This window comes from Siminovitchia jepli, assembly GCF_047228825.1.
Classification (GTDB): domain Bacteria; phylum Bacillota; class Bacilli; order Bacillales; family Bacillaceae_C; genus Siminovitchia.
Genome location: NZ_JBFEGN010000011.1, coordinates 23,443 through 47,016 on the forward strand (window position 1 = coordinate 23,443; position 23,574 = coordinate 47,016).

Annotated in this window: 21 protein-coding genes and 2 other annotated features; of the genes, 13 read left to right on the forward strand and 8 right to left on the reverse strand. The window is 45.1% G+C overall.

Annotation, left to right across the window (positions count from 1 at the left end):
* Positions 1–9 precede the first annotated feature (9 nt).
* The 10 genes from AB1L08_RS06825 (at position 10) to AB1L08_RS06870 (ending at position 7,708) form a co-directional block, all read left to right on the forward strand.
* Complete coding sequence (locus AB1L08_RS06825; RefSeq protein WP_413063916.1) at positions 10–222, forward strand: hypothetical protein; 213 nt, start codon at positions 10–12, stop codon at positions 220–222.
* A 257-nt stretch (positions 223–479) separates the two neighbouring features.
* Positions 480–683, forward strand: a complete 204-nt coding sequence (locus AB1L08_RS06830) for a hypothetical protein (protein ID WP_413063917.1) — start codon at positions 480–482, stop codon at positions 681–683.
* 89 nt (positions 684–772) lie between these two features.
* Positions 773–1,029 (forward strand) — a binding site (T-box leader).
* 32 nt (positions 1,030–1,061) lie between these two features.
* Positions 1,062–1,311 (forward strand) — a binding site (T-box leader).
* Positions 1,312–1,378: 67 nt separating this feature from the next.
* Positions 1,379–2,404 (forward strand): anthranilate phosphoribosyltransferase, encoded by a 1,026-nt coding sequence (trpD, locus tag AB1L08_RS06835; protein ID WP_413063918.1) that lies wholly within the window; start codon positions 1,379–1,381, stop codon positions 2,402–2,404.
* Position 2,405: 1 nt separating this feature from the next.
* Positions 2,406–3,194 carry an indole-3-glycerol phosphate synthase TrpC gene (trpC, locus tag AB1L08_RS06840; RefSeq protein WP_413063919.1) on the forward strand — a complete coding sequence of 263 codons (789 nt, stop codon included), beginning with the start codon at positions 2,406–2,408 and terminating at the stop codon, positions 3,192–3,194.
* Positions 3,195–3,833 carry a phosphoribosylanthranilate isomerase gene (locus AB1L08_RS06845; protein ID WP_413063920.1) on the forward strand — a complete coding sequence of 213 codons (639 nt, stop codon included), beginning with the start codon at positions 3,195–3,197 and terminating at the stop codon, positions 3,831–3,833. It abuts the gene before it with no gap.
* Entirely contained in the window at positions 3,805–5,010 is a 1,206-nt protein-coding gene (gene trpB / locus AB1L08_RS06850; RefSeq protein WP_413063921.1) for a tryptophan synthase subunit beta, read from the forward strand. The genes AB1L08_RS06845 and trpB overlap by 29 nt, the downstream gene beginning before the upstream one ends.
* The gene (trpA, locus tag AB1L08_RS06855; RefSeq protein WP_413063922.1) at positions 5,003–5,794 is read left to right on the forward strand and encodes a tryptophan synthase subunit alpha; all 792 of its coding nucleotides are present in this window, start codon (positions 5,003–5,005) and stop codon (positions 5,792–5,794) included. Before trpB ends, trpA begins: the two co-directional genes overlap by 8 nt.
* Positions 5,795–5,866: 72 nt before the next feature.
* Entirely contained in the window at positions 5,867–6,142 is a 276-nt protein-coding gene (locus AB1L08_RS06860; RefSeq protein WP_413063923.1) for a hypothetical protein, read from the forward strand.
* 281 nt (positions 6,143–6,423) lie between these two features.
* Positions 6,424–7,269, forward strand: a complete 846-nt coding sequence (locus AB1L08_RS06865) for a metallophosphoesterase (RefSeq protein WP_413063924.1) — start codon at positions 6,424–6,426, stop codon at positions 7,267–7,269.
* Positions 7,270–7,342: 73 nt separating this feature from the next.
* Positions 7,343–7,708 (forward strand): DUF2512 family protein, encoded by a 366-nt coding sequence (locus AB1L08_RS06870; RefSeq protein WP_413063925.1) that lies wholly within the window; start codon positions 7,343–7,345, stop codon positions 7,706–7,708.
* Positions 7,709–7,754: 46 nt separating this feature from the next.
* Here AB1L08_RS06870 and AB1L08_RS06875 read toward each other — a convergent pair whose 3' ends face one another.
* From AB1L08_RS06875 to AB1L08_RS06900, 6 genes are all read right to left on the reverse strand, one after another.
* On the reverse strand, positions 7,755–8,867 hold the full coding sequence (locus AB1L08_RS06875; protein WP_413063926.1) for a KamA family radical SAM protein: 1,113 nt from the start codon (positions 8,865–8,867) through the stop codon (positions 7,755–7,757).
* 149 nt (positions 8,868–9,016) lie between these two features.
* Complete coding sequence (locus AB1L08_RS06880; protein WP_413063927.1) at positions 9,017–9,661, reverse strand: NAD(P)H-binding protein; 645 nt, start codon at positions 9,659–9,661, stop codon at positions 9,017–9,019.
* Positions 9,662–10,202: 541 nt separating this feature from the next.
* Positions 10,203–11,498 (reverse strand): TIGR02679 family protein, encoded by a 1,296-nt coding sequence (locus tag AB1L08_RS06885; RefSeq protein ID WP_413063966.1) that lies wholly within the window; start codon positions 11,496–11,498, stop codon positions 10,203–10,205.
* 16 nt (positions 11,499–11,514) lie between these two features.
* On the reverse strand, positions 11,515–15,660 hold the full coding sequence (locus tag AB1L08_RS06890; RefSeq protein WP_413063928.1) for a TIGR02680 family protein: 4,146 nt from the start codon (positions 15,658–15,660) through the stop codon (positions 11,515–11,517).
* Positions 15,661–16,818, reverse strand: coding sequence for a TIGR02678 family protein (locus AB1L08_RS06895; protein ID WP_413063929.1), 1,158 nt, complete (start codon positions 16,816–16,818; stop codon positions 15,661–15,663).
* A 12-nt stretch (positions 16,819–16,830) separates the two neighbouring features.
* Entirely contained in the window at positions 16,831–18,327 is a 1,497-nt protein-coding gene (locus AB1L08_RS06900; RefSeq protein WP_413063967.1) for a TIGR02677 family protein, read from the reverse strand.
* Between the two features lie 590 nt (positions 18,328–18,917).
* Between AB1L08_RS06900 and AB1L08_RS06905 the strand changes: the two genes are divergently transcribed.
* Positions 18,918–20,009 (forward strand): YsnF/AvaK domain-containing protein, encoded by a 1,092-nt coding sequence (locus tag AB1L08_RS06905; RefSeq protein WP_413063930.1) that lies wholly within the window; start codon positions 18,918–18,920, stop codon positions 20,007–20,009.
* 30 nt (positions 20,010–20,039) lie between these two features.
* Here AB1L08_RS06905 and AB1L08_RS06910 read toward each other — a convergent pair whose 3' ends face one another.
* Entirely contained in the window at positions 20,040–20,498 is a 459-nt protein-coding gene (locus tag AB1L08_RS06910; RefSeq protein WP_413063931.1) for a low molecular weight protein-tyrosine-phosphatase, read from the reverse strand.
* Positions 20,499–20,679: 181 nt separating this feature from the next.
* Here AB1L08_RS06910 and tagU point away from each other — a divergent pair, with 181 nt between their 5' ends.
* Positions 20,680–21,606, forward strand: coding sequence for a polyisoprenyl-teichoic acid--peptidoglycan teichoic acid transferase TagU (tagU, locus tag AB1L08_RS06915; protein WP_413063932.1), 927 nt, complete (start codon positions 20,680–20,682; stop codon positions 21,604–21,606).
* Positions 21,607–21,659: 53 nt separating this feature from the next.
* Positions 21,660–22,070, forward strand: coding sequence for a VanZ family protein (locus AB1L08_RS06920; protein ID WP_413063933.1), 411 nt, complete (start codon positions 21,660–21,662; stop codon positions 22,068–22,070).
* On the opposite strand, the gene AB1L08_RS06925 is transcribed toward AB1L08_RS06920, so the two are convergent.
* Positions 22,041–23,225 (reverse strand): M14 family zinc carboxypeptidase, encoded by a 1,185-nt coding sequence (locus AB1L08_RS06925; protein WP_413063934.1) that lies wholly within the window; start codon positions 23,223–23,225, stop codon positions 22,041–22,043. The genes AB1L08_RS06920 and AB1L08_RS06925 overlap by 30 nt on opposite strands.
* Positions 23,226–23,574 lie beyond the last annotated feature (349 nt).

Below are 23,574 nucleotides of genomic sequence, written 5' to 3' on the forward strand. Positions count from 1 at the left end.
GGGATTCACATGACGCGAGAACCAGGACAAAATAAAATAGACCGGGCAAAAGCTTTGAGAGATCGCAATAAAAAAGATAGAGCTTTTTACAAAGACAAGGTAAAACAGGCGCAGCGTGACCAGCTTGTCATGCCTGTCGATGACCTTTCTGATGACTTGCTTGAAAAACGCGAAAAAAATGAAGATGACAAAAGAGGTACTTACGGACCGAAGGATTTGTAGGCGGAAACGCGGTTCCTTTAAACTGATCTGGAGCATGCCAGGGAAAAAATATACAAAATGCGCTGCGGCCCCTTTCAATGAGGGGAGCAGCGTTTTTTTATGGGTTTTTGGGAATGCGGGCATGGCCATGAAGGGCTTGTGCATGGTACTGGGAGCGTCTCTGAAAAACTGATAAAGAAATTTTTGGGAAAAAGCAGGAATTATCGTACCCCATCTAAAATACATATCAATAATATCAAGTTGAAGGAGGGAACCGTTTGTCTTCGTATGATAAACTGTCGGATCAGCTTTTAGCAGGTTTTTTCGTGGAGATTAACAAGAACATCAAAAAAGGAATGCTTTCGGAGGCCATGAATTATGAAATAGCCTTGATCCAGGCTGCTGCTGACAAACGAGGACTAACAAAATTAGACTTGCAAAAGCTTTATTTGAAGAGTTGTTCGGAATCAACGCTTCCCTGATCGTCGATAAATGACCCCATGATAAAAATTCATCTTGACATTGTCTTCATGCCCCGTTATTATAAAAAATAATCAACTTGATTTCATATGTAATGGCTATGACGAAGAGTAGTAGCTGCATCTTGGGCACTGAAGAGAGCCGGTGGTTGGTGGAAACCGGCGTGCGGGAGCAGTGAATGGACTTCCGAGCTTCCAAACCGAACCTTGCTGATGGCAGGCAGTAGGCTTTGGCGCATTCTCGGCGATATAATGAGACGGGCATGAAGCTTATTGACGCTTGCTGCCCGCAAAGTGAGCTGTACAATCAGCTAATAAAGGTGGTACCACGGGTTTCCTCGTCCTTTGGATGAGGAGCCCTTTTTTATTTGAATAAATCGTTAAAAATCGATGAATAAGTAGAGTACACTTGGCATATTTGCTGCAGAGAGCCGGTGATGGTGGGAAACCGGCGCAAATCGCTTTGTGGAATGGCCTTATGAGAGGTTTTCCGAAAAAATAAGTAGGAAAACACGGTTTCCCCCGTTATAGGGATAGGGTATCGAATGGATGAAACCGATTCTGTACCCGAATGAGACGGGAATTTTTTATTCCCAAAATGAGGTGGCACCGCGACATGTTCGCCCTCTGTAAATGCACTTTTGTGTATTTATGGAGGGCTTTTTCTATTTTCAAAAGGAAGATGGGAGGAAAAAACGATGAAAACTTATTTGCAAAAGCTGATGGCGGGAGACAATTTAAGCGTTGATGAAATGACGGCTGCGGCCAGAATGTTATTTTCCGGAGAGGCGACGGACAGCGAAGCCGGCGCGTTATTGGGACTGCTTGCTTTAAAAGGTGAAACAGCGGACGAAATTGCCGGTCTTGTCCAGGCAATTCGGGAAAGATCCTTCCCCATCCAAAAAGTGACCGGAAGCGTTATGGATAATTGCGGGACGGGCGGCGACGGATCCCAAAGCTTTAATATCAGCACGGCTTCAGCTTTTGTGATTGCCGGAGCGGGGATCAAAATTGCCAAGCACGGAAACCGAAGTGTTTCGAGCCAGACCGGAAGCGCAGATGTGCTGGAGCGCCTTGGGGTTTATCTGGAAAATACACCGGAAGAAACGGAGGAGCTGCTTGAGGAAAATGGGATCGCCTTTTTGTTTGCTCCGCACGTTCACCCAAGCATGAAGAAAGTCATGAAAGTCAGAAAAGATTTGCGGGTACCCACGATTTTTAATTTGATCGGGCCGTTAACCAATCCGATTGCGCTGGATACCCAGCTTGTCGGTATTTACCGCCGCGATAAATTGGAATTGATGGGAGAAGTGTTGAAAAGGCTTGGGCGGAAAAGAGCGGTCGTCGTGAACGGCGCAGGCCATATGGACGAATTGTCACTCGCCGGAGAAAACCATCTTGTCATTTTGGAAAAAGGCAAACTGAGCCCGATTACGCTGCACCCGGATGAAGTGGATCTTCCGACGTATTCCATCGAAGAAATTGCCGGCGGGGATGCGGAGAGAAACGCCAATATCATGATGAGCATTTTAAGAGGAGATGAAGGCCCGTTCCGCGATACGGTACTATTGAATGCAGGTATCGGCATTTTCGCGAGCGGCAAGGCAGACACGATTACCGAAGGTGTTTTATATGCAAAAGAAAGCATCGATTCGGGTGCGGCTTTATCGAAACTCGAATTTTTAATCAAAAAAAGTGAACGATTGAAACGGGGAGTGGTATGACATGACAATACTTGACCGCATTATTGCCCAAAAAGAAATGGAAGTGCGTGAGCTGAAAGCCATTTATCCTTGCAGGCAGGTGAAGCCCCAAAAAAGAAGACCGCTTTTTGAAAGCATTCGCCGTTCCGATACGATGAGTGTCATTGCCGAGGTAAAAAGGGCCTCACCTTCCAAAGGGGATATTCATCATAGTGTTGATCCGGTCATGCAGGCAAAAAAATACGAAGAAGCAGGAGCGAGTGCGATTTCAGTATTGACCGACCGCCAATTTTTTAAAGGATCGCTGGCCGATTTGGCGGCTGTCTCTGCTGCTATTTGCGAGCTGCCTTTATTGTGCAAGGATTTTATGATCGACCGGGTGCAAATCGATGCGGCGGTTGAACACGGTGCGAGCGTGATTTTGCTGATTGCGGCAGCCTTAAGCGAGGAGAAGCTGAAGGAGCTTTTTGATTATGCCAAATCAATGCAATTGGATGTGCTGCTTGAAGTCCATAATGAACGGGAAGCTGAAACAGCCGTTAACATCGGTGCCAATATCGTCGGAATCAACAACCGCGACCTGAAAACATTTCATGTCGATCTGGCGGTGACGGAACGGGTGGCAGCGATTTTGAAAAATGAAGATATCGTCATTGTGAGTGAAAGCGGCCTGCAGACAGGAGAGGATGCCGCTTTTGTGAAAAAAGCCGGGGCAAGCGCCGTTCTTGTCGGCGAAACATTGATGAGAGCAAATGATATCGGAGTAACAATGGCCAATTTAAAAATTCCTTTAATGAGGGCGGTGCGCTGATTGAAAGTAAAGATTTGCGGAGTTACAACACGTGATGCAGCTATAACGGCCTGTCGTTCCGGCGCCGATATGCTTGGCTTCGTCTTTGCGGAGAGCCCGCGAAAAATCAGTTTGGAGAGGGCGAAAGAAATAGCCGGGTTGCTTCCGGAGCATATAAAAATCACCGGCGTATTTGTCAATGAAACAGCGGAAACCATCCTGAGAATCTCAGAATGGGTGAATTTGGATTATGTCCAGCTCCACGGAGACGAGACCCCGGAGTTTTGCAGGCAACTTGGAGTACCTGTCATCAAAGCCCTCACCATTCGGGAAAAAAGCGATATAAAAAAAATGCGCATATATGATTGCGATTATTTTTTACTCGACAGCCCGGGTGTGCGTTACGCCGGGGGAAGCGGCAACCCATTTGATTGGAGCCTGCTCAAAGACACAGGCATACCAAGGGAAAAGGTCATTCTTGCCGGGGGGCTCAACGAGAAGAACGTGGGTGAGGCGATCAGGATCGTTAGCCCTGCCATGGTAGATGTGTCAAGCGGCGTGGAGACGAATGGAAAAAAGGATCTAAAGAAAATCACTTCATTTATTAAAGCAGCAAAAGGGAGAGAAAAAGATGTCAGCTTATACATTACCGGACAATAAAGGAAAATACGGCAAGTTTGGGGGGCGGTTTGTTCCCGAGACGTTGATGACTGCCATTCTCGAACTGGAAGACGAATATAACAAAGCTATTAAAGACCCCGAGTTTGCACGCCAAATGGACTATTATTTAAAGCAATATATTGGAAGGGAAACCCCGCTTTATTATGCGGAGAACCTGACAAAGCATCTTGGCGGAGCCAAAATTTATTTGAAACGCGAAGATTTAAACCATACTGGCGCCCACAAAATCAATAACGCAATCGGCCAGGCGCTGCTCACAATTAGAATGGGAAAGAAAAAGGTTGTAGCCGAAACGGGAGCGGGGCAGCATGGTGTGGCCACGGCAACGGTTTGTTCGCTTCTCGGGTTGGAATGCATTGTTTTTATGGGGGAGGAAGACATCCGCCGCCAGGAGTTGAACGTTTTCCGGATGGAATTGCTGGGAGCGGAAGTCAGGAGTGTGTCGCAAGGAAACGGCACACTGAAGGATGCGGTGAACGAAGCGCTTCGTTACTGGGTTGCGAATGTCGAAGATACACATTATATTTTGGGCTCGGTTGTCGGGCCGCATCCGTTTCCAAAGATTGTCCGCGACTTTCAAAGTGTGATCGGAGAAGAAACGAAGCAGCAAATGCTTGAGCAGGAAGGAAAGCTCCCGGATGCAGTTGTCGCCTGTATAGGCGGGGGAAGCAATGCCATGGGAATGTTTTACCCCTTTATTGAGGATGAAGATGTAACAATTTACGGAGTGGAAGCTGCCGGATCGGGAATTGAAACAGGAAAGCACGCAGCTAGCCTCACTGCCGGAAAGGCGGGCGTATTGCACGGCACATTAACATACCTGCTCCAGGATGGGGCGGGCCAAATCCTTCCTGCCCATTCGATTTCAGCAGGTTTGGATTACCCGGGTATCGGACCGGAACATTCTTACTTAAAAGAATCCGGCCGCGTTACGTATACGTCTGCAACGGATAAGGAAGCACTGGAAGCATTCCAGTTACTGGCAAAAACAGAAGGGATCATTCCTGCACTGGAAAGCTCACATGCTGTCGCTTATGCAGTCAAATTGGCAAAAGAATCGGGTTCGGGAAAAATAGTAGCTGTTTGTTTATCAGGCAGAGGAGATAAAGATGTAGATACAGTCAGAGCAGCGCTGGGAGGCAAAAAAAATGGGTAAACAACGGATCGATGAAGCAGTGGGCCGGGTTTTGGAGCGGGGAGACAAAGCGTTCGTCCCTTATATAATGGCAGGGGACGGGGGACTGGAGAATTTGCACGAGCAAATTACTTTTCTGGAAACATGCGGAGCGACTGTTGTGGAACTGGGCATTCCGTTTTCGGACCCTGTGGCTGATGGACCAACGATTCAAGAAGCAGGAATCCGTTCACTGAAAAACGGAACAACGATGCAAACGGTGCTTGATACCCTAAAGGAAGGCAAGCTAAACCGCGCTATTCCGATCGTCATCATGACTTATTTGAATCTTGTTTTTTCATATGGAATCGAAAAGTTCGCCAAAGAGTGTGCGGAGACTGGTGTTGATGGCCTGATTATTCCTGATTTGCCGCTCGAGGAAGAGGAGCTAATCACGCCGGAACTTGCCAAATATGATATTGCCCTCATCCGCCTCGCTTCCCCGACTAGTCACCGCAGCCGCATTGCGGAAATTGCAAAGAGGACGGAAGGATTTCTTTACGCCGTGACCGTCAAGGGAACGACCGGTGCCAGAGCGAAGTATGAAGAAGGGATCGCCGAGTATTTACAAACATTAAAGGCCGCATCCGCTGTTCCCGTTCTTGCAGGGTTTGGCGTCTCCAATCCGGAGCATGTAAAAGAGCTGGGCCGGTACTGTGACGGCGTTATCGTCGGAAGCAGAATTGTGCAGCTGCTGGCGGAAGGAAGGCAGGAGGAAGTGAAGGAACTTGTGCAAGCCGCAAAATTGTCCGGCGTAAAAATGTAAGAAAATATGGCTTCATTTTTTGAAAACAGGGTAAAGGAAAAGACAAACGCATAAAAGGAGGAGAAGTTCCTCATGGGAAAAGCGAAAAACATAAATTCCTTGATATTGCTCAGTCTTGGGCTTGCAGGCGCTTACCTGTCCTCCAGGGAAAATCGTGAAAAAGCGATGGAAATGGTCAGCAGGATGAAAGACAAAGCCATGAGTCTATGGGGATCCCGAAAAGACGGCGTCGATTTGATAGAAAAAGCAGGCCACCCCGATAAATATTCCCTGGAAGATGCCAAAATGGTCTCAGAAGGATCCCAATACGGCGTTCACTATTATAATGAAGAACAGCAGCAGCCATAAATACAATACAGTCCCGGTGAGGGCTGTTTTTTTAGTAAAAAAAATAATTCGGGGTCTAACATGGTGATTTAGACTTTGGTATTTTTAAAAACATACGATCCGGGAGGGAACTTCGAAATACGGTCCGGTTTTGCACAAATACGATCCGGGAACCACGAATTCTATTCCAGTTTTTTTATTGTATTGTCCAATTTCGGTGCATACACTAAAATGGAAATGTTGCAGTCTTTTAATCTTTGAGGTGAAAGCATGATTTTGAAAAAATTTGAACGGTTTACCAAATGATGAATAAAAAACGCAAATTGATTGCCGTCATATTGCTGGCCGGTTTCGTATCGCTCTTTTTATACTTAAACAATCATTGGCTGCAAACGACAACGTACCGTATATATTCAGAGCGGATTCCGCAGCCGTTTGACGGACTGACGATCGTCCAGCTTTCGGACTTGCATGATGCCACTTTTGGAGAGAAGCAAACAAGACTTGTAGAAAAAGTGAAAAAAGCGCAACCGGATGTTATTTTTATAACAGGGGATATTATTGACAGCAACCGGTATGATTTAGAAAACAGTTTGGATCTCGTAAAAGGGCTTGTTAAGATAACCGATGTATATTATGTAACGGGAAACCACGAAGTGGCAGTCAACGAGGTCGAGGAAATCGATGAAGCTCTTCGGGAACTCGGCGTCCACGTATTAACAAATAAAGCAAAAACTTTTTCCCGTGACGGAGAGCAGCTTGTCATAGCTGGTGTGGAAGATCCGCTCATGACAGGTTTGAATTCCCCCGCAAAAGCGGTTGCGGCCTCTTTGGACGAAGCTTTTAAGGGATTGACGGGGCATCCATACAGCATTCTGCTTTCCCACCGTCCAGAGGTATTTGATGTTTATGTTGAAAAAGAAATGGACCTCGTTTTAGCCGGGCATGCCCACGGCGGACAAATCCGCATTCCGTTTATTGGCGGCTTGATCGCACCGGGCCAGGGCTGGTTTCCGAAATATACGGCGGGCAGGCATGAGCGCGGAATCACGACTATGGTCGTTAACAGGGGACTCGGCAACAGCCTTATTCCGTTTAGGATTTTTAACCGTCCCGAGGTCGTTGTTGTAAAGCTGAAGAGTGGGTGAAATCATGAAAGGTTTCTTTTCGTATAAAATTTAGAATAAATTGGCATCCTTTTACATTAAGGAGGCCGTTATCATGTTAAATTTAATTCAGAAAATCATCATTACCCCTATAGTCCTTTTGATCGCCGCCAGTATGTTGACAAACGTCAATTACTTGTATGCGTACCAGCCGGTTGTTATTGGCGTAACGCTTGCTGTGGCGGGACATTTGCTGGAATGGGCGCTTCTTTCGCGCAATACTTTCTGGCTTAGTACGATAGCGGATTTTGTTTCATCCACGCTCATCATTTTTATTCTCAGTTATTTTTTTGCCGGAGCCGAAGTGACATTTTTGGGTGCAACGGTTGTGGCACTTTTTCTGACAGTGATTGAGTTTTTCGTCCATATGTGGCTCATTCGTTCGGGAAGGGCCGTAAAAGAAGCGAAATTGGGAAGGTGAAATAAAAAAGATATGATCTCCCGTAAAAGGGAGGCTCATATCCTGTTTATACGACTTTTTCAGGCTGCTTCCAATATGCTTTGTTCCCGGGCAGGTCGTCAAACCACGCCGCATCGTCAGGACAGTCGAGAATCATAAACTTTCCATAATCGCCGTCACGGGACTGGTGAAATTTCAAATAGGCCTTTCCATCCTGGATCGCCAGGATTTCCACTTTTCCTGCAGTATGGCTCATGGAAAGGCGGACTCTTTTTCCAAGTCCGGAAGTTTTTGCCTTGGCTTTTTCAACAATATCGTATACTTCCTTGAGCGGAAGGACAAAATCATTGTTTCCGGCAACAGGCCGGTTTACAAAAAAGTAGTAAGGCGTTACTCCTGCCCAGGAAAGCTTATCCAATAGTTCAGCCAGTACATCGGGATCATCGTTAATTCCCCGTAAAACAGGAGTTTGGTTCACGACGATTGCACCGGCTTCGTGAAGCGCCTGGAATGCCCGGCGGGCTTCTTTTGTAATTTCTCTGGGGTGATTAATGTGGGCCATCACGTAAATACGGTTTTCTGTTGTGGAGTTTTCTTTGATTACTTTTAGCAGTTCTTCATCTTCATATATCCGCATGGGGTTAAAAACAGGAAGTTTCGAGCCAAGGCGGATGATTTTCACATGCTCGATTTCCCTCAAGCTTTCGATAATCGTCTTTAACCTTCTCGTCCCCAGCATGAGCGGATCTCCACCTGTTAAGAGCACATTGTTAATCTCCGGATGCTGGCGAATATAGCCAAGACCCTGGCTTACATCAAGCAGCGCCTCTTTGACGTCATTTCTGAATAAACGTTTTCTGAAGCAGTAACGACAGTAAGCGCCGCATACTTCCGAAACAATCAAAAGCGCGGTGGTTGTATATTTATGCTGGCATCCCGGTACAACATAGTTTGTATTCTCGTCTGAAGCATCCCAGCGCCCGTACTCTTTCAACTCTCCTTCACTGGGGATGACCAATCTTCGGATGGGGTCATTTGGATCATCCCAGTTTATTAAACTTAAATAATACTCGTTGACACGAAAGACAAATTTCTCGGTAATCGCCTTCAATTTTTCGCGTTCTTTTTCCGGAATCTGACTGATTTGGTCAATTTTCGTAATGTACTTTGGCAAAGACATGATTGATCACCCTTTTTATCATGGTATTACAACTATAACATAAATTTTTCCATACATTTTGAAAAAAAGGAATCACCGGACAAAATGTCGAAAATTTGTTAATAAAACAGGACGGTTGCCAAAACAAAAAAAACGGGCCTAAGCCCGTGCTACACATCTTTGATGGCATCGTCCACGCTTTTTTCTCCAGAGGTAATTTCAAAAGTTTTATTTTTCAACCGATCAGAGTCGAGGGCTGATGCCAGCACCCGTGCAACATCCCCGCATGTTATGTCCGGATCGCCGATCCATTCTATATTCTCTTTCATTTTTATTTTTCCGGATGGCTCTCCGTGGACTAAATGGCCGGGACGGATGATTGTATAATGTAATCCGCTGTTTTTTAAGTAATCTTCCGCTTCACGCTTTTTGTATAAATAGTCTTCAAAGGCACCCTGGGGGTCATCCGCACCCATGGCGCTCAGTAAAATAAAGCGGCCAACCCCGCATGATTTGGCCATGTCAATCAGATTTTTCGTGGTTTCCAACATGGACGATATGACTTTTGCATCATTTGTTTGCTCGTCGCAGCCACCGGCATAAATGACCGCATCCGCTTCATGGACCAGTTCGCGCAGCCTGCTATTGCCGGCGTTTTCCACGATGATTCGCTCTTCTGTCATATATTCTAAAGCCGTTTTCCGTTCTTCCTCGTTGATGACAGCAAAGGGTTCATAATGGGGGTGTTTGGACAAATATTCATAAAGGCAACGCCCGGTATGCTCACAAGCACCTGCCACCAATACTTTCATCATCTTCCTGCCCCTTTCTCTCAGTCTTCTAATATGTTTTTCCCGCATGGACATCCTGTAAACAGGAATGATTCATGAAACCTTCCTTGCTGCTTGGTATAATGGATGAATGGGGAAAACGTCATGTGCGGGCGATATCGTTTGTTTGCCAAAAAGCCAACGTTTTAAGCTGACCAATTTGGGCAGCCCGAAGGGATCGAACGATTGAACTCTTTATGAAGCCTTGAGGTGATCCGGGGTTTTTAACGTGATCATTTTATCCCTCCCGTGTTGCCATGGTCTGTGAACACGCTTTGGCGGGTCCTAATCTTACTTTATTTTATCGGTCTCCTATAAAATCCGACTGATTCCGACCGGATGTGACAGGAGAGTCAAAGATGAAGCCATTGACAATTGCAGATACCAGCAAAAGCAAGCGTCCCGGAGGAAAAGCATGTTTTTAATAATATATAACGGACGTTTACATAAAACAGCCGGGATGAAAAAATTGTGCAGGGAGATGTTGGTTTCCCTGCACAATTCGGTGTGACGCCATTGAAAAACATCATAAAAGGATTTTTTTCATATCTTTCAGCAAGCTGTCTACAAGTTTTTCTTGGTAGCCGGCTTTTTTGGTTTTTAATATGGCTCTTTTTGCCGGGAGTAAAGGGAACAAATCCACTTTTTCCAGCTTGGCGAGCCTATCTTTGGATAATGTGACGTTTGATTGGCATCCTGCATAATCCTCCGCTGAAAATCTCCACGGATGGACCCGGTCAGGGGCCCGGTTCATTAATCTGGCGGCCATTAAGAGCCCTTCCGGATCAAAATCACCCGAATAGTAGATGAACGTATCTCCCGCAACGAGTAAATCAATCAAGGTCAATGCAGCCAATTTGAATTGGCCGTGTGTGCATAATAAAGGAGGGGGTTCGTGAAAAGGCCAACGGTCCAGGAGCTCCGAATAAACACCCGAATTTTCAACGATAAAAACGGTGTTTCCGGAAAATGGCTGACAGGAGGTCAGCCTCGACACTTCCCTCAAGGGAAGATTTAAAACGGTTTTCATTTGCTGGGCTGCTTGTAAGACGGCATGTTCGCCATATCTTGTTTCCCCTTTCAATCCGGTACAGGTAACAAAATTTAAAATATCATCCCTCAGAAGGCCAAACGTTTGAAAAAGTTCATTCGCTTCTTCGGAATTCAATGTCCCCTGTATGTAAGGCAGCACATCTTCTTTCCAAAGCCTGAATTGCAGTGCGTGAAGCAATATCCTCCCTCCATGCTGATCCAAATCAAAAGCATGCGGGTTCTGTGTGATTTTCTGGGCAAAAAGGGGGAGGCGCTCGTATTGCTGCGGAGAAGGAAGATTTGAGAGTGCACGGCAAACATAGTCGATCGTTTCTGCCAATCCGCCCGGATTTTCATCATATAATTGATGGATGGCGCGTGTGCCCCTTCCTTTTTTCCAAATATAATCAATCCAATCCGCCTGGTCCGGATGGCTCGTTTTAAGTGATTCAAAGTATCGGTCTTTCTGCCGCTGGTGATGTTCTTCTGATTCAATACGTGTATATACCTTTTCACCCGCATATTCACTTAAAATGTCATGGGTGGAAAGGCCGGAAAACTTCGTTTGAAGAAGAGCTTTTTCAAAAGCTTTGAAGGAAATTGTTGCCGATGCCTGGTGCCCGTAGTCTTTTCTGAAAAATAGGGAAAGGCTTTCTTTTTCGGCGGTTGTCAAATTTGTCAGCCGGACACTTCCGCCAATCCGCCCCAATTGAATATATCGTTCAAGCAATGCCCGAACGAGCCGGTCCAACCCTGGCTCGCTTCGGACGTAGTTGATAAACTCATTCATCGTTTCCAAGCTGAGATCACACCTTTAATTGTTCAAACTCGTACTCATCAAAAAGTAATCTCTTTTCCGAGCCATTCCAAAAATAACGGATCACCGTGACAAATGGTGCATTTTTTGGCCTTACGAGCTCGGCGATGGAAAGTTTGGAAACAGTATCATAATCCCCCCAAAGGGCCTGGGAATTCATGATGTAATTAAAATTCAGCTCTTCAACCAATTGAAACATATCCCTTATATTATTTTCATCGACCCCTGCAAATGCTTCATCAAGGGAGATGATGTAAGGAGCGTCCGGCCTTGCTTCCTGGTATCGGGAGTAAGCCGCGGAAAAGAGCGGGATATACATGGCCATTGCTTTTTCGCCCCCGCTGAATTTGAAAAAGTCATTGTTTGTCAGTTCCTTTTTCCGCTCTCCTTCTCTCGTATAGTAAAGTGTGAAGACGAACCATTGCCGGTAGTCAAGAATATCCTTGATGACCTGGTGAAGCGTTGTACCGAACCCTTCCACTTCCGCAAGTTCCCTGGCCCTGGATATTTTCGAGCGAAAATGATTGGTGACCCGCTCCATGTCTGTTTCTTTTAAAAGCCTGGGGTCTGTTCTCAATAAATCAACCAAATCCTTCGTATCCATTTCTTCTTCGGCATCAGCCGTCTTTGGCCTCCAGCGGATGGAAAATGTAAGTCCCGAGGAAGGATCCCTGTTTTCCATTAAATGGTTGATTGTTTTCACCCAGCGCTCGGCCCGATGAATTCTTCCGCGAATAATGCGCCCGACGCTGTTTAAGATGATCTCCTCATATAACTCTCGATCACGTTCATTCAATACTTCCTTTTGGACAACAATGTCTTTTTGCACTTCTTTCAGTGCGATATAAGGGCTGATACGCTGCCCTTTGAATTCAAGCTTTAACATGATTCTGTCGCTTTTTTCCCTCAAAGTCTGGAAAGCCTGCTCCATTTGCGGCGACAGACCGTCCATTGGCAGGTCATCGAACTTGAATGATTCCTGTTCCTGCGTTAAACGATATTCCACCAGATTTTGCTGTTCCTGAAAAAACACTCTTGTCAACTTGTCATGAATCGTTGTCCTCGTTTCCTTTTTCAACAAGTCCCCATATTCCTTTAATACGGACTTTGCTTTTTCAACGGGTTCCGTACCATCCGGAAAAGATAAAGATGTCATCTCCAGTTTTAAGTCATGAATGAACAGGGAGTGGAATTTGTCCACAAGGTGATTGTATTGCTCAATTTCAGTTACGCAAGACTTGTAGGACCGCTCTGCCCATTCCTTTTCGTTTCCGGCTTTGGCCAGTTCTCCTGCCAGATCGGGAATACGGCGATCGATATAATCGAGTTTTTCAGTAATAACGGCAATTTCTTTTCTGATTTCTTCGGCGCCTAATTCATGCAGCCGCCTTTCGAGCTGTGCCAGGCCCAATTCCGTTTTCTCGATCAAATTTTGCAAGGAGTTTAATTCGCCTTTCAGTTGGATGACATCCTCGCCAATTTCCTCCAGATTCTCCTGAAGGGTCTGAATGTAGTCTTTTGTATTTTTGTAATTTCCATAGGTTAACTGCAGTTCCTGCAAGTCATGTAAATAAAATGTAAACTGCTCTTTGGCCTGTTGATAAGCGTCTGCACTGAAATCGAGATTCATTTCTTTCGCCAGCATTTTTAGCTCTGAATGGATCGCATCCCATCTTTGGAAAGCTTCTTTCATTTTCTCGTTTTTTTCCTGTTTTTCCTCTTGGGCCATTTTCGTTTTGGCCTTTGCCCGGACATATTCCTGGTAGGCAGTAAGGGTATCGGAATCTTGGGGAAACAACCCAAATGATTTTTTAGCCGCTTGTTGATGCCGGACTGCTTCCTCATATTTGGCAGTTAAATGCTCGAGTTTTTCTAGAATGGCCTGCAGTTCACTTTCCAATTCCGCGATTTTCATCTGACGGTACTTTTCCCTTTGTGCGAATCCGATAAAACGGGGGCCCTGGAGGGGAGGGGCCTGTCCTTGAAGCAGTGCCAGTTCATAATCCCCGGAGGGAGTGACGGATGCATTCGCATGGGAGCCATTTTTGGAAAGCACGATGCTTTCAAGCAGATTGTTTATTTCTGTTTCAAGAGATTTCGTTTCCTCATTCAAGGCCGGTTCCAGCATGTTCGCAAGGGTCTCTTTTCCCTCCGCGGGGCGGGGGACCAACACTTTGTCATTGTGTACCTTTTGGGCGCTTTTTTCAGTAATCAGGGCATCAAGCAAACCCGCTTCGGAAAGTGCCGCTTCTATCCGTTCCTTTGTCTCTTCCGATACGTTGCTTTTAAATTCCACGGCTTTATAAAAAGGTACGAAGGAAACGCCCTGCTTTTTCAACAGTTCTCTTGCTTTCTCTGTATCCGGGTGCCGCTGCGGTTCCGGATCCTTTTTGTTTTTCCATTCAAGCAGATCTTCTTCCGTCAGTTTTTTCTCCTTTTCCATTGCCTGGATATCAAATTGCAGTTGCAGCTCTTTATTTTTCCATTTTTGCAGAAAGGTTGAAAGGGCGGTTTCTGCCGGTTTTTTGACTTGCTCGTACGAATATGGCTCATATAAATCGTGAATCATATGGGAAGTTTGCTTGTTTAAGTCCATATCGGTCCCGATAAAATGAGCATTTTCATACCAGGAAAGTACGGCGTGCAACAGGGCATCTTTTTCCTCAGAAAAGAGGGCTTGCCATTTGTTTTCTTCGCGAATGGCTTCATCCAGTCTTTTGTCCGCTTCCCCGTGTGATTTGCTGGCATCATCATAGCGGTTTTTTTCCCGGTCATGCACGGCCCACTTCTTGAGCATATCTTCGAGCATTTGTTCATGCCGGCGGGCTTCCTTTTTCCATACGATAAAATCGTATGTTTCATCCATTAATCTTTTAAAATCGGCCGCATTGATGCCATGTTTGTAAAAATCGGATGCTTCCGCACAGGAGGCCATGCTGTCAAGCAACTCCTCGATATCTGCAGAAAGCTTGTCCCTGGTCAAGCTTAAGTCCTCAAGTTTTCGTTTTAATTCAATTTCTTTTTGCAGTTTATGATCATGGGCGGTTTCTTTGTGATGTTTGTCATATTTGATTTGTTCAAGGTACTTTAGTTTGTTCATTCTTTCTTCTTCTGCCTGAAAAACCTCGTGATGTTCAAGCTGTCTTTTGGTTTCGGAAAAAACTTCCTTTTCTTGTTTTAGCGCTTTATTTTCCTCATAACCGGTCCGGAGAAAAGACTCTATATCATGAATCTTTTGTTGTAAATGGTTTTTTTCTTCCTCTTTGTTTTTGGATTCTTTTACAGCTTTCAAATATTCATTGGCTTTGTCCGCAAGGATATAACGATTGTACACATTGTACTGTTTGCAAAGGCGCTCCAACGATGAGTGATCACGCTCCAGCTGTTCCAGCTGCTGTTTCGTCTGGTCCATCAATTCAATCGTATCTGATAATGGCCGCAGTTCATCATCCGTCAATTCCGGCAGAGAGCTTTCCAATATGCCATAAATGACTGTCGGTTTAAAATCCTTGGAAAGCTTCGGGCTCCTGAGCTGGATAATCAATTTGATCAGTTCATCGTAAGCCTCTAATGAATCAAATCCGAATATGTTTTTGTTAACAAGATCCATATATTCTTTTTGGGTATGAACCACTTTGCCGCCTGGCCCGATGTTTTGTTCCAGCTCTTTTTTTGTGAGTGGAATTTTCTCAAAGCCCGAACCGTTTTTTTCTTCTTTATATAAGAAAAAATCCTTGCCGATTCTGCGATGGTCCGTAATGATGAATCCCCAAAATTCAATGCTTTTATGCCGTTTTGCTCTCAGGCCGATCCCGGTTGTCACATATTGATCGCTTTCTTCCCGTTTATATTCCAAAAACAGATAACCGGTCCGTTCATCCCGATTGGTGACATCTTTTTCCCCCAGCAGGTAATCTTCCATTTTGCGCGCCCTTGATCCAAACGGATCAAGCCGGTCGGGGCTTTTGCGTCCATCCAGCAGGACGGGGATCAGGCTTTGCATCGTAACGGATTTACCTGATCCATTGCTCCCGCGAAGCAGCAATTTTCCGTTGGCAAATTGAAATATTTCATCGTCGTAGTACCAGAAGTTGACAAGACCTGCCCGATTCATTTTCCATTTGCTCTGTTCCAATTATATCCCCTCCTGAAAATCGTCCGGATATTTTGCAGAAAGCCTCCCCAATAGGGGGTAAAGCAATATCATGCCGGTCTCTTCATCAAACTTGGCCATTTGCCATTGACACATGATGTCGAGTACATCCTTGCCCAGCTGTTTTAGCGGGGCTTCCCGATACGCCTTGCTCCAGCCATGGCCAAAGCTGCTTTTGCATTGTGCCAGCAATGATTCAAAGTCTGTCCTTGTCATGCGGATGACCCCGAATTCGTTCGGTGGATACTGGAGGAACGCATCCCGGATGCCCGCTGAAAATTGCATGACAATATCCATGACGGCTTTTTGGCCGGGAAACAATGTGGCATGCTGTTTTCTTTCCGTACTTATGAGCATGGCGGCGTTTTTATACAATTCAAACTGATAGTCACTATGCTCTTCAATATCATCCCTTAATCTGTTGCGGAAGTTTCGCAGGTAATAAAAATCCGGGTCATCCTGTTCCTTTCGGTAAATGACAGGGGAAAGAAACAATTGTCTATAGATCCGGTGCCGTCTCTCATCCGTTGCCGACGCTTGATTCTCATATTGAATCAGTTCTTCAATGGAATTAAACTGAAATAAATCTTTCGGGTAAGAACGCATGAAATAACGTGAAACAACGGGAACTTCATATAATACTTCCTCTTCCTCGTTCATTTGGAAACCTTTAATATCGCCGTCTATCGTTTTGATAATACCGAAATCCGCTGCTGACTGGATAACGCGGATCAATGCTTTTCGATGCTCATAATGGGTCCAGTCAATTTTGATTACGCCCGGATAGAGGGCAGCCAATTCTTCCGTCAGCTCCGAAAGGAGAAATTGCTCATCCACCGCTTTGCTTTCCAAAAATGCAAGCAGGCAGCAGAACAAAGCATAATCCATCGGGGACTGAAAAGAGGGAATGCCCATCCAGTCTTCCGGAACGGCGGGGATTTTTTCCAGTTTAATAAAATGTTGATGTACGATAAAACGAAAGCCGAACTTTTCTTCCAAATATCTTTTCAGAACATGTTCCCGCTCACGGATCAATTGATATTCGTCGGGTTGAGCGTCTCTTAGAATCCAAAACTGCTCCAATAAGATTTCCAGGGCTTCCTTCGCTTTATCATCAAATGTCCGGGCATGTTTATCCATGTCAAGCCTCCGTTATTGATCTTGTAAAAATTGAATTTCAAAATTTGGCATCGCAAGCGTTCCATCTTTTGATTTCAAATGAATGGTTTGGTTGTCAATCAAGACTACCTTTACAACCCGTCCGGAATCCACCTTGACGGTCCGGTCTTGTCGTGCCATCGCTTTACCGACCCAGGACAAGAGCGTTTTCCGGACCGGCGGTTCAATGACCGGAAGGCGGCTAAAAACGATCGAATTTTCATGAATATATTGATTGATCATTCGCTGTTCCGCTTCTTTTTGATCCATATAGTCATTGAGTGCGGACATTTTTTCCAGGTTGAAATCTTGAATCGCAGTCGGTTTTGTTTTTTCCCGGTATTGTCTGACCCGGGGTTTAATGACCATTTCCGAAGGTTCCTCATCCCATACATCGGAGTATATGTTTTCTGTCCGTTTTTCGCCCGCAAAAATATGTTTTGTGTGTATAACACCAAAAACGAGGGAGGATAATCGATGTGCTTCCTTTACGTCCTGCATGCGGGCAAACCAGTCCGCCAAATGAAGATAATCCTTTTTTCTGCTGCGAAAATGCTGATGACGTTCTCCCAGCCTTTGGACAAAACGGGTCATTCTCCGGATGGTTTCATTGGTCTTGTTTTGTAATTGTACTAGCTCGCTCATGTTGCCGTCTTTGCCAAGGAACCAGTCCCGCAAGCCGTTCCAACGTTCAATTTCCGTATTTATAAGCTCCGTTTCGGATAATTCTTTTTGATCCAGCCTGGGAATGCTTAATTGATAACGGGCTTCATGCGTGGCTGCAAGTTGGATTTTCTCCGGGCCGAGCTCCTGAATGACGGTTTCAATCTGTAAACTTGTTTGTTGCAGGGAAATGATAAAGTCCCGCAAATACTGTGTAAAGTGGTCTTTATAAGTCAAAAAAGCTTCGGTCATCATCCTGTCTTCTATATTTTCACTCGAGACATAGGCGATATAGTCCGTGGAATTGTGAACAATCTTTTTGAAATAATCAAAGACATCCGACCACATTCTGTGCCATTGCTCATCGGTCAATCCGGCTGGATGCACTTGTTCGGCAGCTTCCGCCAGTTTGCGGAGCGATTCATAGAGCCGGTCAAAAAGTGTTTTTTCCAGAGATCCGCCGAATCCTTCCGTCATATTTTCCAAGGTCATGACCATTCGCTCTATTTCAACCGTGTAAGGGCTGCATTGATAACGGAATCTCTTTTTCTTAAACTCTTCGATCGTTTTCACATTGCTCGTTTCTTGGCGGGCAAATAGATTTTTCCATTTGACGAGTTGATTAAGATCGCTTTCCAGCATTTCTTCGGTATACTCCGAAAAGGCATCGAATTGGCGCAAATATGAAAAAACTTCTTCGGGATATAGAAAATGGTGCATTTTTTCGTGTTGATTGTAAAAATATCTTAAAATGGCACGGTATCTCCAGGCGTTTTCTGCTGTCAAATAGGAGACTTCGTTAATTGGTTTTAATAGACGATCATCCATTATGTTCACTTCACTTCTCATTGGTGGATTTTATATGATTTTATCAAAAAAGGGAAAAAAAGGGCGGTTCAATTGGAGGAAAGCCAGGGGAGAACGGAAAGGAAGTTTGGCTGAATCCATTATATTATAACATATTGTGACTTTAGAGCCATTCTATGTAATTAAAATACCGTGATGTCCCTTTTGACGGTCACCTAGAGCGATTCTACGTGCCCCAAATGCCGTGATGTCCCTTTTGACGGTCACCTAGAGCGATTCTACGTGCCCCAAATCCCTGGATTTCCTCTTTGACAGTCACCTAGAGCCCTTCTACGTGCCCTCTATCGCTGTAAAGGACGCTTCTGTGCCACTTGTTCCGTTCAAGAATCAATTTTAATCCGAATGTCCATATGTTAGTGATAATGGGTAGTTTGACAAAAAAGGAGAATGGAACAGTATGATTTTTTGCCCTTTGCCATGCTTCGTAAGCAATGACAGACGGCTGTATTCATTGCGTTCATTTTAAAACTATCATGTTTTTATTAAAAATCATCGGGTAAATAGTGAAACGAACACCTTTTGACCAAATTTAAAAGGAGGCGTTTCACAGGATGGACAAAAAAGTAGTTGGCGTATTCCATTCGGAAGAAGAGGCCATTCGGAAAATTGATGAACTGGAAGCCCAAGGTTACGATGCTAGTGATATATACGCAGTCGCACAGGACGAAAATGATATTTCCATGGTTCGCGGGCAGACAAACGTAGATGTCAGATCTGCCGGGGGAAATTGGTTTGACCGTTTCGTCGGTTTTTTAACCGGTGAAGAGCCGGTAAGAGAGGCCATGCGGAATATGGGATTGTCCGGTTCTGACATGGATCGTTATTATCAGGAAATTGAAGACGGGGGAATTTTACTGTATGTGGACAAGGAATATGGAGAAAGGTACAGCGCCAATTCCCGTTACGCCGATGCAGAGCCCCAAGATGCAAAATTGCACACGGAAGCAAATGCAGTCCCGCACACTGACGGGGCGGATTTTCCATCAGATCCACCTGAAGGAACCGTTGAAGATGAAACGCGCATGAAGCTCCATGAAGAAAAGCTTGAAGTGGATAAAAAAGAAGTACAAAGCGGTGAAGTGACGGTAAGAAAAGATGTGGTCGAAGAAGAGCAAACGATTGACGTTCCAGTGAGCCGTGAAGAGGTCTATATTGAACGCCGCCCCGTCGGGGAACAGGAAGCAGCGGATGAAGCTTCTGCGGCATTTGACGGAGATGAAAAAACCATCCGCATCCCTTTGAAATCGGAGCGGCTCGATGTCAGGAAAAAGCCCGTCGTGAATGATGAAATCATCGTCGGCAAAAAAGAAGTGGAAGATACAGAGACTGTCAAAGAGACCATCCGCCGTGAAAAAGCGGATATAGACCGTACAGGAGACTGCATGATGAAGGGAAAGGACCATCAGGATGGCATGGCGAACCGAGAAGCATCGGACGGAATCCATCAAATGAAGATGAATCACAACGGCACATTCCGGAATCAAAATGGGATGGAAGCCGAAGCGAGTGAAACGGAAGATGAGATGGGCTTGATTGCGGACAAGCAAAACAAGATGGAAAGAGAATTGGAAAAACGGAGAAGTTTCTTGCAGGCCGATGACGATCATCCGTATACGGGAAACGAGCGATCCAGCCGATTCTAAATCAAATGGAGCAGGTCAGCCGGCCTGCTCTTAAAGCTCTTTTTTTATTTTTTCCATCAACATGCGGCAGCCTTCACTGACCAATTCGTATGTTTCCCGGAAATTACCGGTATAATACGGGTCGGGAACGTCTTTTTTTAAATGGGTTAAATCGAGCAGCCGAATAATTTTAGGGTGATCCGGCTGGCCGGTCATTTTATAGATATTTTGGATATTGGACTGATCCATCCCGATGATATAGTCGAATTTGTCAAAGTCTTCCCTGGAAAATGGCCTGGCGACAAGCCCTTCCGTTTTTATTTTATATTCTTTCAAAATGTTCAGCGTTCCTTTATGGGGCGGCTCACCCGCATGCCATGAACCGGTTCCGGCGGAATCTACGAATATTTTGTCCTCCAGCCCCTCTTTTTCTGCCAAATCCTTCATAATGGCTTCCGCCATCGGAGAACGGCAAATGTTTCCCAAACATACAAAAAGGACGTTTACCATGATCAATCTTCCTTTTTTTTTAATTCGAGCTATATGTAATGGTACCATACATAAAGAACATTGAAAAACATCGGAATGGTCGAATTTTGTATTGATTTGTTAGAAAAGTCCATTATAATAGGATTGGTAGATTATTTTTTCAAAGAGGAACTATCTTATTCAAGAGGGGAAATTGATTTTAATGTCGAGACATAAACCAAAAAAGAAACGGAAAACGCTAAAAATTGTTTTGATCGTACTGCTTGCCATCGTTGTGGGACTTGTCGGCTACGGCTATTCCATTTACCACAATCTGAACAAAACTGCCAAAACCATACATAAGCCGATTGACCGGACTCCGGAAGTAACGCGTCCGTCCAATTTGCAGCTCGGTAAAAAAGAACCGTTTTCGATGTTGATGCTTGGAGTAGATGAGCGGCCGGGGGATCGGGGCCGGTCAGATACGATCATCGTCATGACGGTAAATCCGCAAAAAAAATCAATGGATATGCTCAGTATTCCCCGCGATACGCGTGTGGAAATCGTCGGTAAGGGGGTTGAAGATAAAATTAACCACGCCTATGCTTTTGGCGGAGTAGAAATGTCCATGAACACGATTGAAAAATTCCTCGATATCCCGATTGATTATTATATCAAAATGAACATGGAAGGTTTCAAGGAAATCGTAGATGCGGTAGGCGGCATTACCGTAAACAACGACCTTGATTTCTCTTATGAGAAAAAACATTTTCCAAAAGGGGAAATCTCATTAAACGGAAAGGATGCCCTTGCCTATTCCAGAATGCGTAAAAATGACCCAAGAGGTGATTTTGGAAGACAGATGCGGCAGCGCCAGGTCATCGAGGGGGTCATCAATAAAGGTGCAAACATTTCTGCGTTATGGAAATATGATGATGTTCTGGAAGCTCTTGGAAAAAATGTGGAAACAAACATGTCTTTAGATGAAATGATGGAAATACAAAAAAATTATAAGGAAGCCCGCCACAACATCAAACAGTATCAAATCGAAGGACAAGGACAAACCATAAACAGCATTTGGTATTATATTGTTTCCCAGGATGAAAAGGAGAGAGTCCGAGGCATCTTAAAGGAGCATTTGAATCTATAACGGAAAAGGCGGATGAGATTCCGCCTTTTTCCATTTAAAAAAGAGGGAATCTGATGATGGAGAAAAGACATCTATGGCTTTTGGCGGCAATAGGTTGGTGTGCCGCCATTTTTATTGCAACCGGCTCGCCCTCTTCAACCGGCGGGAGCACACGGTTTTTATTTGAACGTTTTTTACATCTTTCCCCTGAACAGGCTTCGGTATTTAATCTTCTTTTTCGAAAAATGGTTCACCTGACCGCGTTCGGATTGCTCGCCGTTCTTTTTTATCATGGACTTCGCAAAAGAAAGTTTTTCATGTCCTGGTTTTTAGCCACCGTATATGCAGCAAGTGACGAACTGCACCAACTATATGTCCCCGACCGCACTGCCTCCATTTGGGATGTCGGGATTGATTCCCTGGGGGCCATTCTTGCTTTGTGGCTGGCTGCCAGTCTAAGTAAGCGCCCGGACAAAAATGCCTAGCATATTGGCATAAATTTCATCGAATTGGCCAATGGGAAGCGGGTTTTGTCCGTGGCCCAATTCAATCGTGAAGCCCGGTTTGCGAAATTCCTGTATAAACCAATCTTTGTAGCCAGCGTAGCTGTCGACGTAACACACGGCCTCATATCCGCTCAGCCTGGCGAAATCCTGTGCCAAGACCCGGGATTCCGTCGGTTCCAGCCCTTTATATCCCCAATAAATTTCTCTTCCTTGCGTATGAAGTGCGAGCAGCCGGTCATATTTCTCCCTTGTGGCAAGCTCCGCCATCGTCTTTGTTTCAGGTTCGGACAAAGGAGAGTGTCCGGGGAAATCACGCGGCCCCGGCTGCTTCGGTTTCCGTTCTTTTTCAAACTCCCAGTTCGCGGGAAATTGTTTATTTAAATCCACACCGCGAATGTTCGCTTTCCAGCCGGAGAAATCCCGGTTTCCCCGGTTCAAACGGATGGGTTCTTCCTCCGGTTCTTCCGGCGGCCCGTTCAGGACGAGATTGACACCATCAGGATTGACCATCGGTACGGCGCTTAACTCGGAATTTGTATACATCGTGATTGCCGGGACTCCCTTGATTGCCTCCCCATTTGTAAGTGCAAGCATGTATTCGTTTAAAAATTTCATGAAAATGGCTGTTGTAATCCATTCATTGGCATGATAAGCGGCATTGATCTGCACCTTCCTTCCTTTTTGGCCAATCCGGATAAGGTGCAGCGGAAGGCCCAAAACGCTTTTTCCCGGAACGGTCCTTTTCATAAACGGATAAACAGCTTCCAGCCTGTTTAAATCACGGGTCATCTTCTGAAAATCGTAACGTCCTTTTCCATGTACGATCATCGAAGCCACTCTTATCGGGATCATGATGTTTTGGCCGATTTGCAGCCCGTTCGGGTTGACATGTTGGTTTAAAAGGAGCAAGACTTCGATATCAATTTGCCGGGACTGGGCAATTTTCCAAAACGTATCCCCGCTTTGAATCGTATAAGTCTCCGTCGTATACCCAGGTATTTTTATGGATTGCCCTGCGTGAAGGGCGTTCGGGTTTTCAATATCGGTATTGGAATCAATGATCAAGATAACCGGGATAGAAAATAAGCGGCTGTAGTCCCAAAGGGTGTCTCCTGATCTCACCCGGACTTCCATGGCAGTTCCCCCCCATAAAACGCTTTTTCATATATAGATGTATGTCACAATCAACAATACATGCTGATTTCCGAAGGAAAATAGAATGGTATAATCGTCCGCAAACGGGTGACATTGAAGGGAACCAATTTCCTTATGCGGTTGACAATGAATCGAGCGGATTCAAATCAATGCCGACAACCCTGAACATCATTTTCAATTAAAAATACACCTTGCGGATTTGTTTCTGTTCCCGGCAATATGGCGGATGATATTGTTCCTCTGCAGCTCGGCGGTGATGCAGGGATAAAGAGCACTTCCCATGCAAAAACAGGCTTTGAAAAAGGAGAAAAAATAGCGCAAAACATTG

Excerpts from the sequence above, each read along its gene's own strand:
- AB1L08_RS06825 (WP_413063916.1), top strand. The coding sequence starts at position 10 with ATGACGCGAGAACCAGGACAAAATAAAATAGACCGGGCAAAAGCTTTG.
- trpD (WP_413063918.1), top strand. The coding sequence starts at position 1,379 with ATGAAAACTTATTTGCAAAAGCTGATGGCGGGAGACAATTTAAGCGTT.
- trpC (WP_413063919.1), top strand. The coding sequence starts at position 2,406 with ATGACAATACTTGACCGCATTATTGCCCAAAAAGAAATGGAAGTGCGT.
- trpB (WP_413063921.1), top strand. The coding sequence starts at position 3,805 with ATGTCAGCTTATACATTACCGGACAATAAAGGAAAATACGGCAAGTTT.
- trpA (WP_413063922.1), top strand. The coding sequence starts at position 5,003 with ATGGGTAAACAACGGATCGATGAAGCAGTGGGCCGGGTTTTGGAGCGG.
- AB1L08_RS06860 (WP_413063923.1), top strand. The coding sequence starts at position 5,867 with ATGGGAAAAGCGAAAAACATAAATTCCTTGATATTGCTCAGTCTTGGG.
- AB1L08_RS06865 (WP_413063924.1), top strand. The coding sequence starts at position 6,424 with ATGATGAATAAAAAACGCAAATTGATTGCCGTCATATTGCTGGCCGGT.
- AB1L08_RS06870 (WP_413063925.1), top strand. The coding sequence starts at position 7,343 with ATGTTAAATTTAATTCAGAAAATCATCATTACCCCTATAGTCCTTTTG.
- AB1L08_RS06875 (WP_413063926.1), bottom strand. The coding sequence starts at position 8,867 with ATGTCTTTGCCAAAGTACATTACGAAAATTGACCAAATCAGTCAGATT.
- AB1L08_RS06880 (WP_413063927.1), bottom strand. The coding sequence starts at position 9,661 with ATGATGAAAGTATTGGTGGCAGGTGCTTGTGAGCATACCGGGCGTTGC.
- AB1L08_RS06885 (WP_413063966.1), bottom strand. The coding sequence starts at position 11,498 with ATGAATGAGTTTATCAACTACGTCCGAAGCGAGCCAGGGTTGGACCGG.
- AB1L08_RS06895 (WP_413063929.1), bottom strand. The coding sequence starts at position 16,818 with ATGGATAAACATGCCCGGACATTTGATGATAAAGCGAAGGAAGCCCTG.
- AB1L08_RS06900 (WP_413063967.1), bottom strand. The coding sequence starts at position 18,327 with ATGGATGATCGTCTATTAAAACCAATTAACGAAGTCTCCTATTTGACA.
- AB1L08_RS06905 (WP_413063930.1), top strand. The coding sequence starts at position 18,918 with ATGGACAAAAAAGTAGTTGGCGTATTCCATTCGGAAGAAGAGGCCATT.
- AB1L08_RS06910 (WP_413063931.1), bottom strand. The coding sequence starts at position 20,498 with ATGGTAAACGTCCTTTTTGTATGTTTGGGAAACATTTGCCGTTCTCCG.
- tagU (WP_413063932.1), top strand. The coding sequence starts at position 20,680 with ATGTCGAGACATAAACCAAAAAAGAAACGGAAAACGCTAAAAATTGTT.
- AB1L08_RS06920 (WP_413063933.1), top strand. The coding sequence starts at position 21,660 with ATGATGGAGAAAAGACATCTATGGCTTTTGGCGGCAATAGGTTGGTGT.
- AB1L08_RS06925 (WP_413063934.1), bottom strand. The coding sequence starts at position 23,225 with ATGGAAGTCCGGGTGAGATCAGGAGACACCCTTTGGGACTACAGCCGC.